This window comes from Arthrobacter sp. TJ-270 (genome assembly GCF_058269075.1).
The window spans coordinates 37553-51082 of record NZ_JBZCNB010000009.1 but is presented as its reverse complement, the minus strand read 5'-3'; the positions used below and the strand labels follow the sequence as shown (position 1 = coordinate 51082).

General features: G+C 64.2%; 13 protein-coding genes and 1 pseudogene. 8 read left to right on the top strand and 6 right to left on the bottom strand.

Features of this window, described 5'->3' with window-relative positions:
- Positions 1 to 77 precede the first annotated feature (77 nt).
- The gene (locus AC4D2M_RS14895) at positions 78 to 314 is read left to right on the top strand and encodes a hypothetical protein (protein ID WP_490892672.1); all 237 of its coding nucleotides are present in this window, start codon (positions 78 to 80) and stop codon (positions 312 to 314) included.
- On the opposite strand, the gene AC4D2M_RS14890 is transcribed toward AC4D2M_RS14895, so the two are convergent.
- Positions 311 to 898, bottom strand: a complete 588-nt coding sequence (locus AC4D2M_RS14890; RefSeq protein ID WP_490892671.1) for a pullulanase X25 domain-containing protein — start codon at positions 896 to 898, stop codon at positions 311 to 313. The genes AC4D2M_RS14895 and AC4D2M_RS14890 overlap by 4 nt on opposite strands.
- 353 nt (positions 899 to 1251) lie before the next feature.
- Here AC4D2M_RS14890 and AC4D2M_RS14885 point away from each other — a divergent pair, with 353 nt between their 5' ends.
- The 3 genes from AC4D2M_RS14885 (at position 1252) to AC4D2M_RS14875 (ending at position 4750) form a co-directional block, all read left to right on the top strand.
- Positions 1252 to 1746, top strand: a complete 495-nt coding sequence (locus AC4D2M_RS14885; RefSeq protein WP_490892670.1) for a nucleoside deaminase — start codon at positions 1252 to 1254, stop codon at positions 1744 to 1746.
- A 9-nt stretch (positions 1747 to 1755) separates the two neighbouring features.
- Complete coding sequence (locus AC4D2M_RS14880) at positions 1756 to 3264, top strand: NCS2 family permease (RefSeq protein WP_490892669.1); 1509 nt, start codon at positions 1756 to 1758, stop codon at positions 3262 to 3264.
- 154 nt (positions 3265 to 3418) lie between these two features.
- Complete coding sequence (locus AC4D2M_RS14875; RefSeq protein WP_490892668.1) at positions 3419 to 4750, top strand: glycoside hydrolase family 27 protein; 1332 nt, start codon at positions 3419 to 3421, stop codon at positions 4748 to 4750.
- Positions 4751 to 4768: 18 nt separating this feature from the next.
- On the opposite strand, the gene AC4D2M_RS14870 is transcribed toward AC4D2M_RS14875, so the two are convergent.
- Genes AC4D2M_RS14870 through AC4D2M_RS14855 form a run of 4 tightly spaced genes read right to left on the bottom strand, consistent with a single transcriptional unit; the run spans position 4769 to position 9841 of the window.
- On the bottom strand, positions 4769 to 5071 hold the full coding sequence (locus tag AC4D2M_RS14870) for a DUF4193 domain-containing protein (RefSeq protein WP_490892667.1): 303 nt from the start codon (positions 5069 to 5071) through the stop codon (positions 4769 to 4771).
- A 54-nt stretch (positions 5072 to 5125) separates the two neighbouring features.
- The gene (xdhC, locus tag AC4D2M_RS14865) at positions 5126 to 5959 is read right to left on the bottom strand and encodes a xanthine dehydrogenase accessory protein XdhC (RefSeq protein WP_490892666.1); all 834 of its coding nucleotides are present in this window, start codon (positions 5957 to 5959) and stop codon (positions 5126 to 5128) included.
- A gap of 1 nt (position 5960) precedes the next feature.
- Positions 5961 to 8348, bottom strand: coding sequence for a xanthine dehydrogenase molybdopterin binding subunit (gene xdhB / locus AC4D2M_RS14860; protein ID WP_490892665.1), 2388 nt, complete (start codon positions 8346 to 8348; stop codon positions 5961 to 5963).
- A complete protein-coding gene (locus AC4D2M_RS14855; protein ID WP_490892779.1) occupies positions 8345 to 9841 on the bottom strand; it encodes a xanthine dehydrogenase small subunit in 1497 nt (498 codons plus the stop codon). Before AC4D2M_RS14855 ends, xdhB begins: the two co-directional genes overlap by 4 nt.
- Before the next feature lie 246 nt (positions 9842 to 10087).
- Between AC4D2M_RS14855 and AC4D2M_RS14850 the strand changes: the two genes are divergently transcribed.
- The 4 genes and pseudogenes from AC4D2M_RS14850 to AC4D2M_RS14835 all read left to right on the top strand — a co-directional run.
- Entirely contained in the window at positions 10088 to 10234 is a 147-nt protein-coding gene (locus AC4D2M_RS14850; RefSeq protein ID WP_490892664.1) for a hypothetical protein, read from the top strand.
- Positions 10231 to 11391, top strand: coding sequence for a N(5)-(carboxyethyl)ornithine synthase (locus tag AC4D2M_RS14845; protein WP_490892663.1), 1161 nt, complete (start codon positions 10231 to 10233; stop codon positions 11389 to 11391). The genes AC4D2M_RS14850 and AC4D2M_RS14845 overlap by 4 nt, the downstream gene beginning before the upstream one ends.
- Before the next feature lie 280 nt (positions 11392 to 11671).
- Positions 11672 to 12118: a MarR family transcriptional regulator gene (locus tag AC4D2M_RS14840; protein WP_490892778.1), complete on the top strand. Its 447-nt coding sequence runs from the start codon at positions 11672 to 11674 to the stop codon at positions 12116 to 12118.
- A pseudogene (locus AC4D2M_RS14835) lies at positions 12001 to 12273 on the top strand (5,10-methylene tetrahydromethanopterin reductase); the annotation flags it as partial. The gene AC4D2M_RS14840 and the pseudogene AC4D2M_RS14835, both read left to right, overlap by 118 nt.
- Positions 12274 to 12282: 9 nt before the next feature.
- Here AC4D2M_RS14835 and AC4D2M_RS14830 read toward each other — a convergent pair.
- Positions 12283 to 13509: an amidohydrolase gene (locus tag AC4D2M_RS14830; RefSeq protein ID WP_490892662.1), complete on the bottom strand. Its 1227-nt coding sequence runs from the start codon at positions 13507 to 13509 to the stop codon at positions 12283 to 12285.
- Between the last annotated feature and the right edge of the window lie 21 nt (positions 13510 to 13530).

Here is a 13530-nt window from a genome sequence, read left to right as displayed (position 1 = left end):
TCTTCCTTTTCGGATGTGAGGCAGGGACGCTGGACTACGCTAGCGCGGCCTGCCTCATTGATGAAAGGATCGCACCCATGACTGACAACGCCGCTGAGAGCACGCACACGCACCATGAAGATCCCCGCGAGGCGGTCGTCGAACCAGCTCCGCATGCCGGGCACGCGGCGGCAAACATCCGGGAGGAGCAGGGTACGCACGAGGCCGGCGCCGTCCCACCGGCCTACGTTGGCGGCGACGAACCCGGGGACAAGCCGGAAGACGCCGCCGACAACTCAGGCCACTGGGACGAACTGGGGCGTGAAAATCCCTAGACCAGGGCGCCGTCCAGTACGGTCACGTCGACGCCCTTCGAGCGGTGGTCGTACCGGAAGGTGACCACACCGCCGTCGTGCTGGAATACATGGTTGGCGCCGTCCCGCTCGCCGAACGCGCCGTAGTTCTCTTCCCAGGAGTGGTCGATGGCGACCTTGTACTCGTAGTTGCCCGCAGGCAGCTGCGCGGTCAGTTCCCAGCGCTGCGAGACGGGGCTGTAGGCCATCTGGACCTGCTCGGCTGCCGGCGCCCAGTCCTCGGCACCCAGGCGGTGGCCGAAGTTTCCGGCGAGGGCAACACCGTTGGGCGCAGCAGCGTAACGCGAGCCTTCCTCGGTGACGGTCCAGCCGGTGCGGCCCTTGACGATCAGGCCCGACTTCACGAGCGATGCCGTGGCTGCCGACAGGCGCTTGACGCCGCGGGCGACGCCGCCACTGAGGACTTCGCTCTCCCACTCGCTGAGCGGGACGCGGCTCACCGCTTCTGCCAGCACGTCGGCGCCTTTCACAGATTCTCCGCGCTTTTCAGCCAGGATCTGAACGATGGCCTTCAGTCGACCGGCAGTGTTGTCTTGAGCACTCATGTGTGGACCTCCAAGTAGCTGTGCTTCCATAAGAATTTTGACAGCGCATGCTCCTAATTCCGGGAGCCTCGGCGGCGTTCGGCATGTCGTGTCGGAATGTGACTGCCTCCTCCCGAGCTGAGATGCGGGAAATTCCACAAGGTGAGAAAGAAATTTCGCGAAAACTATGGTGCACGTCACAAAGCCCTGCTAACGTCATTTAACGAAGCCAACGGCGGGCTCCGCGAACCGGAGCTATCTACCAGGTGGACCTGCAAATCCCCATACCGCAGCAGTCTGGTCGCATGACACCGCTACCTCGTTGGCGCCCGTGGACTCGAGTGATTGCTGCCCCACGTTTCGGGAGTATCACCGTGACTACCACCACCAAAGAAGAGCAGTTCCTCTCCAGAGCCATTTCCCTGGCAACTGACAACGTTTCCAACTCCGGTGGGCCGTTCGGCGCGCTCATCGTGACACTCGACGGCAAGGCATTCGAAGGAGTCAACCGGGTCACCGCCAACAATGATCCGACGGCGCACGCCGAGGTAATGGCCATCCGCAACGCCTGCGCGGCCCTCGAAACCTTCGATCTGTCCGGCAGTACCCTCTACACCAGCTGCGAACCGTGCCCACTCTGCCTATCGGCCGCCCTCTGGGCCCGGGTGGACGCCGTCGTCTTCGCAGCCGACCGGACCGACGCAGCCAAAGCCGGTTTCGACGACGCGGTGTTCTATGACTACTTCGCCACGCCTGTGGAGGACCGGTCGATGCCGGTGCGGCATCACAAACTGACTCCGTCGGCGCAAGTAACCGCCACGGCCCCCTTCGAAGCGTGGAGCACTCTCGCCGCGCGCGTGGATTACTAGGAGCACGCCATGGCTATTCTCACCGAGACCGGCGGCCACCCCGAGCCCTCCGGCCGGGGTTCAACCCGCCAACCCGTCCGCCCGGCGGCGCTGACCCCGCTCGACCGATACTTCAAAATCACCGAACGCGGCTCGACGAAGAGCCGCGAGGTACGCGGCGGCTTCGTCACGTTCTTCACGATGGCCTATATCGTCATTCTCAACCCGCTGATCCTCGGCGGATTCAGTCCCGACGCCGCCGCACTCGACGTCGAGGGAGGCTGGCTTCAGGCCACCCAGATTGCCGCCGTGACCGGGCTGACTGCCGGCGTCATGACGATCCTCTTCGGTGTTGTTGCGAACCTTCCGTTCGGCATTGCTGCCGGACTGGGGATTAACTCGTTCCTCGCCGTGTCTGTGGTCGGCGACGTCACCTGGGCCGAAGCGATGGGGTTGGTCGTCATCAACGGCCTGCTGATCGTGCTCCTGGCAGTCACCGGCCTCCGATCCGCAATCTTCAACGCGGTTCCACGGCAACTCAAGGCTGCGATCACGGTGGGAATCGGCCTGTTCATCGCCTTCATCGGCTTCGTGGACTCAGGCTTCGTTACCCGCACGCCGGGCGGTCCGCCGGTGCAAATGGGCGACGGCGGCTCCATCACCACCGTGCCGACCGTGGTCTTCATCATCGGCCTCATCACCATGGGGATCCTGATCGCCCGGAAGGTTCAGGGCGGGCTGCTCATCGGTATCGTCGTCACCACCGTGATCGCGATCATCGTCGAAATGTCGCTGCGGCTCGGCGCGGGCGGACCGGACAATCCCACCGGCTGGCACCTCAACGCGCCGGTCATTCCCTCGAACATCGTCTCGCTGCCGGACTTCAGCCTGGTGGGGGCGTTCGACCTCTTCGGGGCATTCGAACGCATCGGCGTCCTTGCCGCCACCATGTTGGTGTTCACCCTGGTCTTCACCAACTTCTTCGACGCCATGGGCACAATGACCGGCCTCGCAAAGCAGGCCAGGCTGACCGACAAGCGCGGTAACTTCCCCCGCCTGAAGTCGGCACTGGTGATCGAGGGTGTCGGGGCGGTTGCAGGCGGTGGGTCGTCGGCGTCCTCCAACACCGTGTTCATTGACTCGGCGGCGGGCATCGGTGAGGGTGCGCGGACGGGTCTCGCATCAGTGGTGACCGGCGCGCTCTTCCTGGCGGCCATGTTCTTCACGCCGCTGACCGCGGTGGTTCCGCTGGAGGTAGCGGCGGCAGCCCTCGTCGTCGTCGGTGCCATGATGGTGGCGCAGATCCGCGAGATCGACTTCCGTAACTTCTCGATCGCGCTCCCCGCGTTTCTGACCATCGTGACCATGCCGCTGACGTACTCGATCGCGAACGGCATCGGTGCCGGGTTCATCAGCTGGGTCATCATCCGCGCGTCGTCCGGGAAAGCGCGGAAGATCCACCCCCTCCTGTGGGTGGTGGCCGCCGGGTTCCTCGTCTACTTCGCCCGCGGACCGATCACGCTGTGGATGGGCGGCTGACCGCGGCCTTCCACACTCCCCTCCGGCACCGCTCCGCTTTGTGACGGTGCCGGAGGGTGCGGCGACCGCGTGGCACTTACGCTATCGATTGGCGCCTGAAATCTCAGCGGGCGCTTCAAGATGCACGTCGCGATGCTAACCGGGGAGATCTTTCATGGCGCGAACACCGTCCAGACGTCCACCTATGGGCTGGAACAGCTGGGACTGTTACGGAACTACCGTCGCTGAAGCAGAGGTGCTGTCGAACGCACAATTCATGGCGGACTTCCTCCTCCCTTATGGGTGGGACACCGTGGTCGTTGACATCGACTGGTCGGACCCTGATGCTCGTTCGCACGGCTACAACCCGGGGGCTTCGCTGTTCGTCGATGACTACGGTCGGCTCATCCCGGATCCTGTCCGGTTTCCCAGCTCTTCCGGGGGCGCGGGCTTTGGCCCGTTGGCCGATAAGCTGCACGCCCTCGGACTGCGGTTCGGCATCCACACCATGCGAGGCATACCTCGTCGAGCAGTTGAGCTCGGAACACCGGTGCTCGGGACCAGCGTCTCCGCCGCCGAGATAGCCGATCCGGCGAATGTCTGCGAGTGGAACCCGGACATGTTCGGGCTCGATCTCTCGCACCCCGCAGCGCAGGCCTACTATGACTCGACTCTTGAGCTTTATGCCGATTGGGGCGTCGACTTCATCAAGGCCGATGACATGCTGTGGCCATACCAGAGCGCGGATATCGAAGCTTATAGCCGGGCGATCGCTCGGACGGGGCGCGCAATCGAGCTGAGTCTTTCGCCCGGCCGCGACCTGTCCCTCTCACACCTGGATCATCTCCGCCAACATGCCACGATGTGGCGTATCTGCGACGATCTGTGGGACAACTGGGACGATGTGCAGGGGAACTTCGCCCGGTTCGCGCGCTGGGCTCCCGCCGCCGGGCCCGGCGGGTGGCCTGACGGCGATATGTTGCCGCTCGGTCGCCTGGGCATCCGGGCAGAACGGGGAGAACCCAGGGACGACGGACTCACGCCGGCCGAACGCATCTCCCTGCTCTCACTGTGGGTGATCGCTCGATCGCCACTGATGATCGGAGGCGATCTACCGACGTCGGATCCGGCAACCATTGCGCTATTCACCAAGCCGGACGTATTGGCGTTGCATGCGGAAGCCACCGCGAGCCGCGAGGTGTTCCGGGAGGACGGACTCGTCTTATGGACCGCCGACGGTCCCGCCGACGTGCAGTGGGCTGCCGCGTTCAACCTCCATGACGAACCGCGTTCACTCGCCCTCGATGCGCGCAGTATTGGACTGCCCCTGTCAGCGCATGGTCAGCTTCGCGGCAGCGTGACCAACGTCTGGACAGGGGACCCGTTACCTGCAACAGCGGTTAACCGGCAGCACGACGACGCACGCGGCGTCGCGCCGGGCAGCGCTGCGCTCCAAGCCGATCTGGATGCGCATGGCGCGCTCCTGATCCGCTTCGATCCGCTATGACGCTTACCGTCCCTACTGTCAGCTTTCGCAGTCGGCGCAGAACTGCGCGCCGTTTTTCTCCCGGGCCAGCTGGCTGCGGTGCCGAACCAGGAAGCAGGACATGCAGGTGAACTCGTCCGCCTGGGCGGGAATCACGTGGATCTGAAGTTCCTCTTCGAGCATCGCGCCCGGCAGGTCGAAACCTTCGGCGGTGTCGGCTTCATCGACGTCGTTCACGGCTGTCTTCGCGGCGGAACTACGCTCAGCCTTCAGCGCCTCAAGCGACTCGTTTGCGGGCTGATCTTCTTCACGGACGCGCGGGGCGTCGTAGTCGGTAGCCATATGTGGTACTGATCCTCCTTATAGATGCGGTGCAACAGCGTACATGCACATGAGTCATTTCGCATTGCCCTCCAACGTCTGTTCGCTCGTGGCAGGGGAAGAAAGGCTCCGCAGCAGGTCGGCCGCCGCACTCACCGCGATAACCGGCGGTGCCTTCCCCGTCACGTCCGGCAACCCGATCGGGCACTGGATCCGCGCAATCTCGGCCTCGGCGTACCCTTCCGCCCCCAACTTCTGCCGGAACCGTGACCATTTTGCCCGCGAACCGATCAGCCCGACGCTCCCCAGATCCGCTCGCCGAAGTGCTGCATCACACAGCAGAAAGTCCTCGGAGTGATCGTGGCTCATGATGAACACGTGCGCGCCAGCGGGCAGTTCACCCAGGAAGGAGTCCGGCACCGGAGTGTGCACCGCGCGCACCGACGCCACCCCGGAGGTCACATCGGCCAGACGCTCGGGCAGCAACTGCTCGGCCCTGCTGTCCACCAGGTACAGGTTCATGGGCAGCCGTGACAGGATCCTGCCGAGCTCATACCCCACATGCCCGACGCCGAATACCGCCACCGCAGGCAGGGACAGGAACGGCTCAAGCAACACCCGCACCTTCCCTCCACAGCATTGCCGGCCGTGCTGCGTCACAGCATGCTCGTTCAGGGAGAACTCGGCGTTCTCTGTCTCCGCGACGCCAGCGGCCATCATCTCGCGCGCCCGGTCGATCACCGTCGCCTCGAGATTGCCGCCGCCAATGGTGCCCCAGGTGGAAGATGCGCCCACGACCATCTTTGCCCCTGCTTCCCGGGGTGAATGCCCACGTACCTCCGACACAGTCGCCAGCACACCCGGCAGGCCCGAGGACCTCAGGTGCTGCAGCGCCTCCAGCCAGTCCATGTCAACGTACTGAACTCGTGGCGGAGGTGAGCTCGTCCACGTCCAAAGAAGAGGACGACGACGGCGCGGTGACCCGCTCGATCGCCCAGAACACCGCTTCCGGAGTGGCCGGGCTGGCCAGTTCCACGGCGCAGTCCCCCGGCCCGAAGGCCGCAACTGCTTCGCGGAGAGCCTCCCGGACGCTGAACGCCAGCATTAGCGGCGGTTCACCCACGGCCTTCGACCCGTAGACCACACCGCTTTCGGTGGCCCGCTCGAACAGGTGGACGTTGAACTCCTCGGGCATCTCCGAGAAGCTCGGCAGCTTGTAGGTGCTGGCGGACTGCGTGGTGATCCGGCCGCGGTTAGCGCCGTCGGAGGTGTCCCAGCGCAGGTCCTCCAGCGTCAGCCAGCCGGCGCCCTGAACGAAGCCGCCCTCGATCTGCCCGACGTCGATCATCGGCGAGAGGCTGTCGCCGACGTCGTGCACGATGTCAGTTCGCACCTGGCGATAGGCACCTGTGAAGCGGTCGACTTCCACCTCGCTGAGCGCCGCACCGTAGCTGAAGTACTTGAACGGTTCGCCCTGCATGCGGGAGCTGTCCCAGTGCAGGCCTTCCGTCCGGTAGTACCCCGCGGCCCAGAGGGAGACCCGCTGGAAGTACGCGTCTCGGGCCAACTCAGCGAAGGTGAGCTCCGTATCGTGGAAGCCGATGCCGGTGACCTTCCCATCGTCGAAACGGACGTCGTCGGGATGGATGTTGATCTTCCGGGCAGCGACCTCCGCCAGCCGGGAGCTGATCTGCTCGCAGGCGTTCTTGATGGCGCCGCCGTTGAGGTCCGCACCGGAACTTGCCGCCGTCGCCGACGTGTTCGGCACCTTGTCCGTCCGCGTCGGCGCTAGCCGCACCAGTGACAGCGGAATGCCAAGCGCCGTCGCAGCAACCTGCCGCATCTTGGTGTGCAGCCCCTGGCCCATCTCGGTGCCGCCGTGGTTGATCAGCACGGACCCGTCCTTGTAGACGTGCACCAGGGCACCGGCCTGGTTGAACGCGGTGAGGTTGAAGGAAATGCCGAACTTCACCGGGGTCATGCCGAGCGCCCGCTTGGTGTTAGGGTGCTGCGCGTTGAACTCCGCTATTTCCTCGCGGCGCCTCGCAACGTCGGAACGATCCGCGAGCGACTGCCAGATGGCCTGAAGCCTTTCCGCGTGCCGCACCGGCTGCCCGTACGGCGTGCTTTGACCCGGCTGATAGAAATTACGACGGCGAAGCTCGCTCGGCTCCAGTCCCAGCAAAGGTGCGCACCGGCCCAGCAGGTCCTCCATGATGAGCATGCCCTGGGGACCGCCGAAGCCGCGGAACGCCGTTTGGGACGTCTTGTTGGTCTTCGCGATCCGACCGTGGACCTCAATGTTCGGAACGTAGTAGGCGTTGTCGATGTGGCACAGCGCCCGCTGAAGCACGGGCTCGGAGAGGTCGAGGCTCCAGCCACCGTCGCTGGTGAGGGTGGCTTTGAGCGCCTGGAGGCGGCCGTCGTCGTCGAACCCTACGTCCCAGCGCGCGTGGAACGGGTGCCGCTTTCCGGACATCGTGATGTCCTGCGTGCGGTTCAGCCGCAGCCGGACCGGCCGCCCGGTGAGGGTGGCGCCGAGGGCCGCGATGGCCGCAAAGCCGTGCGGCTGCATTTCCTTGCCGCCGAAACCGCCGCCCATCCGGAGGCACTGCACCGTGACATCGTGGCTGGAAAGGTCCAGCACGTGCGCAACGATCTCCTGCGTCTCCGAGGGGTGCTGGGTGCTGCACTGGATGAACACCTGCCCGGCCTCGTCAATGTACGCGAACGAGGCGTGGGTTTCGAGGTAGAAGTGTTCCTGTCCGCTGAACTCGAACTCGCCCTGGAACCGGTGGGCTGAGTTCTCTAGAGCCGGGTCCGGCTCGCCGCGCGCGACTGTCGGCCGGTTCCCCTGGAAGCTCTCGGCTTCGATGGCCTCTTCAACCGTGATCACCGACGGGAGCGGCTCGTAGTCAACCTCGACTGCCTCCGCCCCGAGACGCGCAGCCTCCAGCGACTCCCCCAGCACCCAGCACACGGCATGGCCGTAGTACATCACTTCGCTGGGGAAGAGCGGTTCGTCGTGCTTGATTCCGGCGTCGTTGACTCCCGGAACGTCCGACGCCGTCAGTACCCTCACCACGCCCGGAACCCCGAGCGCGGGCTCGATGCGCAGATTCACGACGCGGGCGTGCGCATGCGGCGCCTGAACAGGCCAGGCGTGCAGGACATTCTGGCTCCGGACCACGAGGTCATCCGTATACAGCGCTGTTCCGGTTACGTGCGCGGCGGCGCTTTCGTGGGATACGGGAACACCGACCACCGGGTTCACGGGACGATCTGCGAGCGACTTCACTTGGTCACCTCCAGTGCAGGAGCGTTCTCGGCATGGAATCTCAGCAAGGCCTGTCTCAGCATGGCCGAACGGTAGAGCGAGCTGGCTCGCATGTCATCGATCGGCGTCCCTTCACCGGCCATAACGACGGCGGCGGCCGCCACCGTGTCCGATGTCCACGGCTGGCCAACCAGCGCCTCTTCAGTTGCCAGTGCGCGGATCGGGGTGGCCGCCACGCCACCCAGCCCGATGCGAATGGAGCTTACGACGCCGTCGCTGAGCTGGAGCGCGATGGCCACCGACACACTGGAGATGTCGTCGAAGCGCCGCTTGGCAATCTTGTAGAACGCGGCGCTTTCGGCAAGCGGCAGCGGAATTCGGATGGCCCGGAGCATCTCATGGGGCTTGCGGACACTCTGGCGGTAGCCGGTGTAGTACTCCGACAGCGGCACCTCCCGCTCACCGTCGGTGGAGGAAAGGACAACCCTCGCATCGAGCGCCAGGAAAACCGGCGCGGAGTCGCCGATGGGTGAGCCTGTGGAGAGGTTTCCGCCGAAGGTCGCGGCGTTGCGGATCAGGCGTGAGGCGAACTGCGGGAACAGGTGGCTCAACAGCGGAATCCTGCCGTCGAGTGCCCGCTCCACCTCCGAGAGTGTCAGGCCGGCGCCGATCTCGATGGAGTCGGCGTCGAACTTCAACGAGCGCAGTTCCTCGAGGCGGTCGATCGCGAGGACCAGCGGCGGCCGCGAATGCCGGAGATTGACTTCCACGCCGAGGTCCGTGGCCCCGGCGACGAGCTTCACGTCCGAGCTGTCCCGCAGGGTCTGATGCACTTCCTCGAGCGACTGCGGGCGGATGAATTCGGCCTCTCCGCTGACGCGCGTGTGCCGCGGCTCAGGGGCCGGCCGGTTCTGGCGGTCCAGCAGCGGGTCGGAGTCCGTCGGTGTATCGAGTGCGTAGGCTGCGTCGCGGATCGGCCGGTAGCCGGTGCAGCGGCACAGGTTCCCGCTCAGGGCGTGGAGGTCGAATCCGTTGGGGCCGCACTCGTGGTCGGTTGCGTGCTCTTCACCGACGACGGCGGTTCCGGTTTCCTTCGCGCTCTCCGCCGCGCTGCGCTCCGGCCGGTAGTACTCGGCCGCCATTGAGCAGATGAATCCGGGGGTGCAGTATCCGCACTGGGAACCGCCGCGGTCCGCCATTTCACGCTGTACCGGGTGCAGATCCTCAGGAGTACAGGCATCCGAGACGTTTCCTAGCCCCTCGGCGGTGATGATTTCCTGGCCGTCGAAGGCCAGCGCCGGAGGTAGGCACGCGTTGACCGAGGTCCATCGACTGCGATCGGATCCGTCAGGGCGGGCCACCAGGACGGCGCAGGCGCCGCATTCCCCTTCAGCGCAGCCTTCCTTGGATCCTGTAAGACCTTCGTCCCGTAGCCAGTCGAGTAATCGAGTGTGGGGGTTTGTCCCGCTGCAGTCCCGGACTTTGCCGTTGACGGTTACCTTGATTCCGTCCATCATTCACGCTCCCGTACGAACCGGACCGACGCGCCAACCGAACCGCCTGGACAATCCCGGACCGCGTGGAAGGTCCGTGACCAGAGTGTTCGTTACGTAGTTTCGGTGTGATCTAGCGTACACCCTTTTGGCGGAATATTGTTTCCACGATGCGGATCTATATTTAGTTCATTCCAGGCGGCATTAGGCCGGTACCTGTAACGTTCAAAGTCAGGAACCCCCTTCGGTTCCGTTACAGGAGCGATCATGGCTGACAAGTCCCCCCGTCAAGCAGCATCCAAGAAATCCAGCAAGTCAATCAAGGAAAAACGCGCCGACAAGAGGGCTGCGGCAGAACCGCCCAGTTCGCTGGAGAAGGCCACCGCCAAGTCTCCGAGTGCCAAAAAGAAGTGACCGTGACGACGGCCCAACTCACCCTCGGCGTCCTTTCCAGCACGCGAAAACCTGATGAACGACGCCTGGCTATGCACCCGCTGCATCTGCAGCGCATCGCCCCCAGGATTCGGCAGCACCTGATCCTGGAAGAAGGATACTGCGAGCGTTTCGGCGTTTCCGACTCCCAGCTGGCAGCGCTTGGAGGGCGCATCGCCCCGCGAGCGCAGCTGCTGGCAGAGGCCGACGTCGTTCTCCTGCCGAAACCGCAGCCCGCCGATCTTGTTGATCTCCGCGACGGGCAGGTCCTGTGGGGATGGCCGCACTGCGTCCAGGACAGGGCCATAACCCAGTTGGCAATCGACAAGAAACTCACACTGATCGCCTTCGAGGCGATGAATCACTGGGCCAGCGACGGTGGGTTCGGCCTGCACGTGTTCCACAAGAACAACGAACTGGCCGGCTACTGCTCCGTGCTGCACTCCCTGGCCCTGACCGGCTCCACCGGGGACTACGGCCGGAGGCTGAGCGCCGTCGTCATCGGCTTCGGAGCGACGGCGCGCGGCGCCGTCACGGCTCTCAACGCCCACGGCATCCACGACGTCCAGGTGCTGACCAACCGGGGAGTGGCCGCCGTGGGTTCACCCATCCATTCAGTACGGATTGCTCAGTTCGACCACAACACCGAGGCGCCGTTCCTCAGCGAGGTCATCACCGAACGCGGACGGGTTCCGCTGGCGCCGTTCCTGGCCGAGAGCGACATAGTGGTCAACTGCACGCTGCAGGACCCCAACGCGCCGTTGACCTACCTGCGCACCGAAGACCTTGAGGCTTTCCGGCCCGGCAGCCTGATCGTGGATGTGTCCTGCGATGAGGGAATGGGCTTCAGCTGGGCGAAACCGACCACCTTCGCAGAGCCCATGTTCACGGTAGGCAACCACATCGATTACTACGCGGTGGATCACAGCCCTTCCTACCTCTGGAATTCCGCCAGTTGGGAGATCAGCGAGGCCCTGCTGCCTTTCCTGGAAACCGTAATTGCCGGTCCCGCGGCCTGGGCGGAAAACGAGACCATCAGCCGCGCGATCGAAATCCGCGACGGCGTGATTCAGAACAAGGACGTGCTGCAGTTCCAGCAGCGCGAGCCGGAGTACCCGCACCTCCCGTTGCCTGCCTGAAAGCTCAGGCAGCTATATCCACGCCGCACTGTCGGAGGAGGCCATGCATGGCCTCTTTCTCGACGTCCCGGCGCTTGGTCGCAGCAGAAGGTAAGGTTGCTTGAAGTGAGTGTCCGTCTGGGGCTATTCCGGTTCCCTAGTGTGTTTCGAAGAGCACGGACATGAATTGTTTCCCGGTTGCACGCCTAAGTAGGTGCACGTGAATACAGCACAGTGGACAACCAGTCGCCTGTTAAGTACCGCCGCCCGTTTCAACGAGCATCATCAGAACTTGCGTCTGATGGATCTGAACGTCACCCAAGCAGGTGCAACTACGCTGAAGGCGCTGTCAGACAGTGGTCCGATCAGCCAAATGGATCTTGCCTGCCTGGTTCATGTTCAGGCTCAAACCATGGGAAAAATCCTGGAGAAGCTCGAACTCAAAGGATTGGTATCCAGGGCCCGCAACATCAAGGACAGGCGCTCAATACGCATCAGCCTCACGCCGCGCGGCAAAATACTATCGCGGCGTATCGAGGAGACGAATAAGGTCCAGGCGGAATCGGTCGGGTTCTCAGACCAGATCCTACGGAGCCAGCTGATCACCATCATCACCCGTCTCGAAACCACCTGGTCGGTTCCAGCGCGGAGGTCGCCGACGAGCTTATTGCCTGGGTCGACGAGACCGACGTCGACGGGTTCAACTTGGCCTATGCCATCACTCCCGGAACGTTCGAGGACATCGTGAAGTACGTTGTGCCGGAACTGCAGAAGCGCGGTGCATACCAGACCGAATACGCTCCCGGAACGCTCCGTAACAAGCTGTTCGGCAAGGGCGACCGGCTCCCGGAGGACCACAAGGGCAGCGGGTACCGGGTAGGGACGGCAGCCCGGCAGGTGTAGCCGCCGCCCCTAGGCGCCTACCTTGGATAGGATGGCCGCCACCGCAGCCTGCACCCCGGTCGAGAGGGTAGGTTCCATGGCGGGCGCGAAGAACGGTGAATGGTTCATCGGGACGGGATTTGTATCCAGGGTCTCCTGGGTATGGCCGCCAAAGAACCAGAAGACGGAGGGGACGCCGATGGACTCCGCGAGCAGACCGAAGTCCTCCGAGCCCATCAGCGGCTCAACCTCTTTGACGTTTTCCTCCCCCAGTTCCTGCTGTAACGCCTCCACCACCTGAGCGGTGGCCTGGGGGTCGTTGTAGTTCTTGGGGAAGGTGTAGAGCTCCTCGATGGTCGGCTCCGGGGCGTTGGATGCGTTCGCTTCCGCCGTGATGATCCGCCGCAGGGCGTCAAGCACCTTCATGCGGACGGCATCGTGAAAGGTACGCACATTGAGCGTGAACTCGGCGCTGGCGGGGATGATGTTTTCCTTCAGCCCGCCATGGAAAGTTCCGACCGTGACCACCGCCGCCCGCCGTGGATCCACCTCACGGGAGACGATCGTCTGAATCCGCGTGATGATGTGCGCCCCCAGGACAATCGGGTCGACGGCGTCCTGCGGCTGAGACCCGTGGGACTGGCGACCGTGGAGCGTGACTTTCCAGGAGTCGGCCTGCGTCATGGTGTGCCCGGTGGCGTACTGGATGGTGCCGGAGAGCCCGGGCATGACGTGCTGCCCGTACACCACTTCCGGTTTCGGCGCCTTGTCCCAGAGTCCGTCCTCAACCATGGCTTTCGCTCCGGCCGCCGTTTCCTCACCGGGCTGGAAGATCAGCACGATGGTTCCAGCCCAGCGGTCCCTGGAACCGGCGAGGAGTTTTGCTGCCGTCAGCAGCGTTGCCGCGTGGGTGTCGTGTCCGCACCCGTGCATGACGGGGACTTCGGTGCCGTCGTCGAGCTTGCCGGTGGCGGTGCTGGCGTAGGGCACGCCGGTGTCTTCCCGGATGGGCAGCCCGTCGATGTCCGCGCGAAAGGCGACCACGGGACCGTCCCCGTTGCGCAGAATTCCCACTACACCGGTGCCACCGCAGCGGAAGTTCTCGATCCCTGTTTCTTCAAGTTCGGCCTGAATCAGTGCGGATGTCCGGTGCTCCTGCATGGACAGCTCAGGATTGGCATGCAGGTGCCGGTACAGATCGTGCATTTCGGCGCGCTGCTCGTCAGTGAGCAGGGGGGTTGCCAGTGTCGTGATCATTTCTCGTGGTCTCTCTCTTGC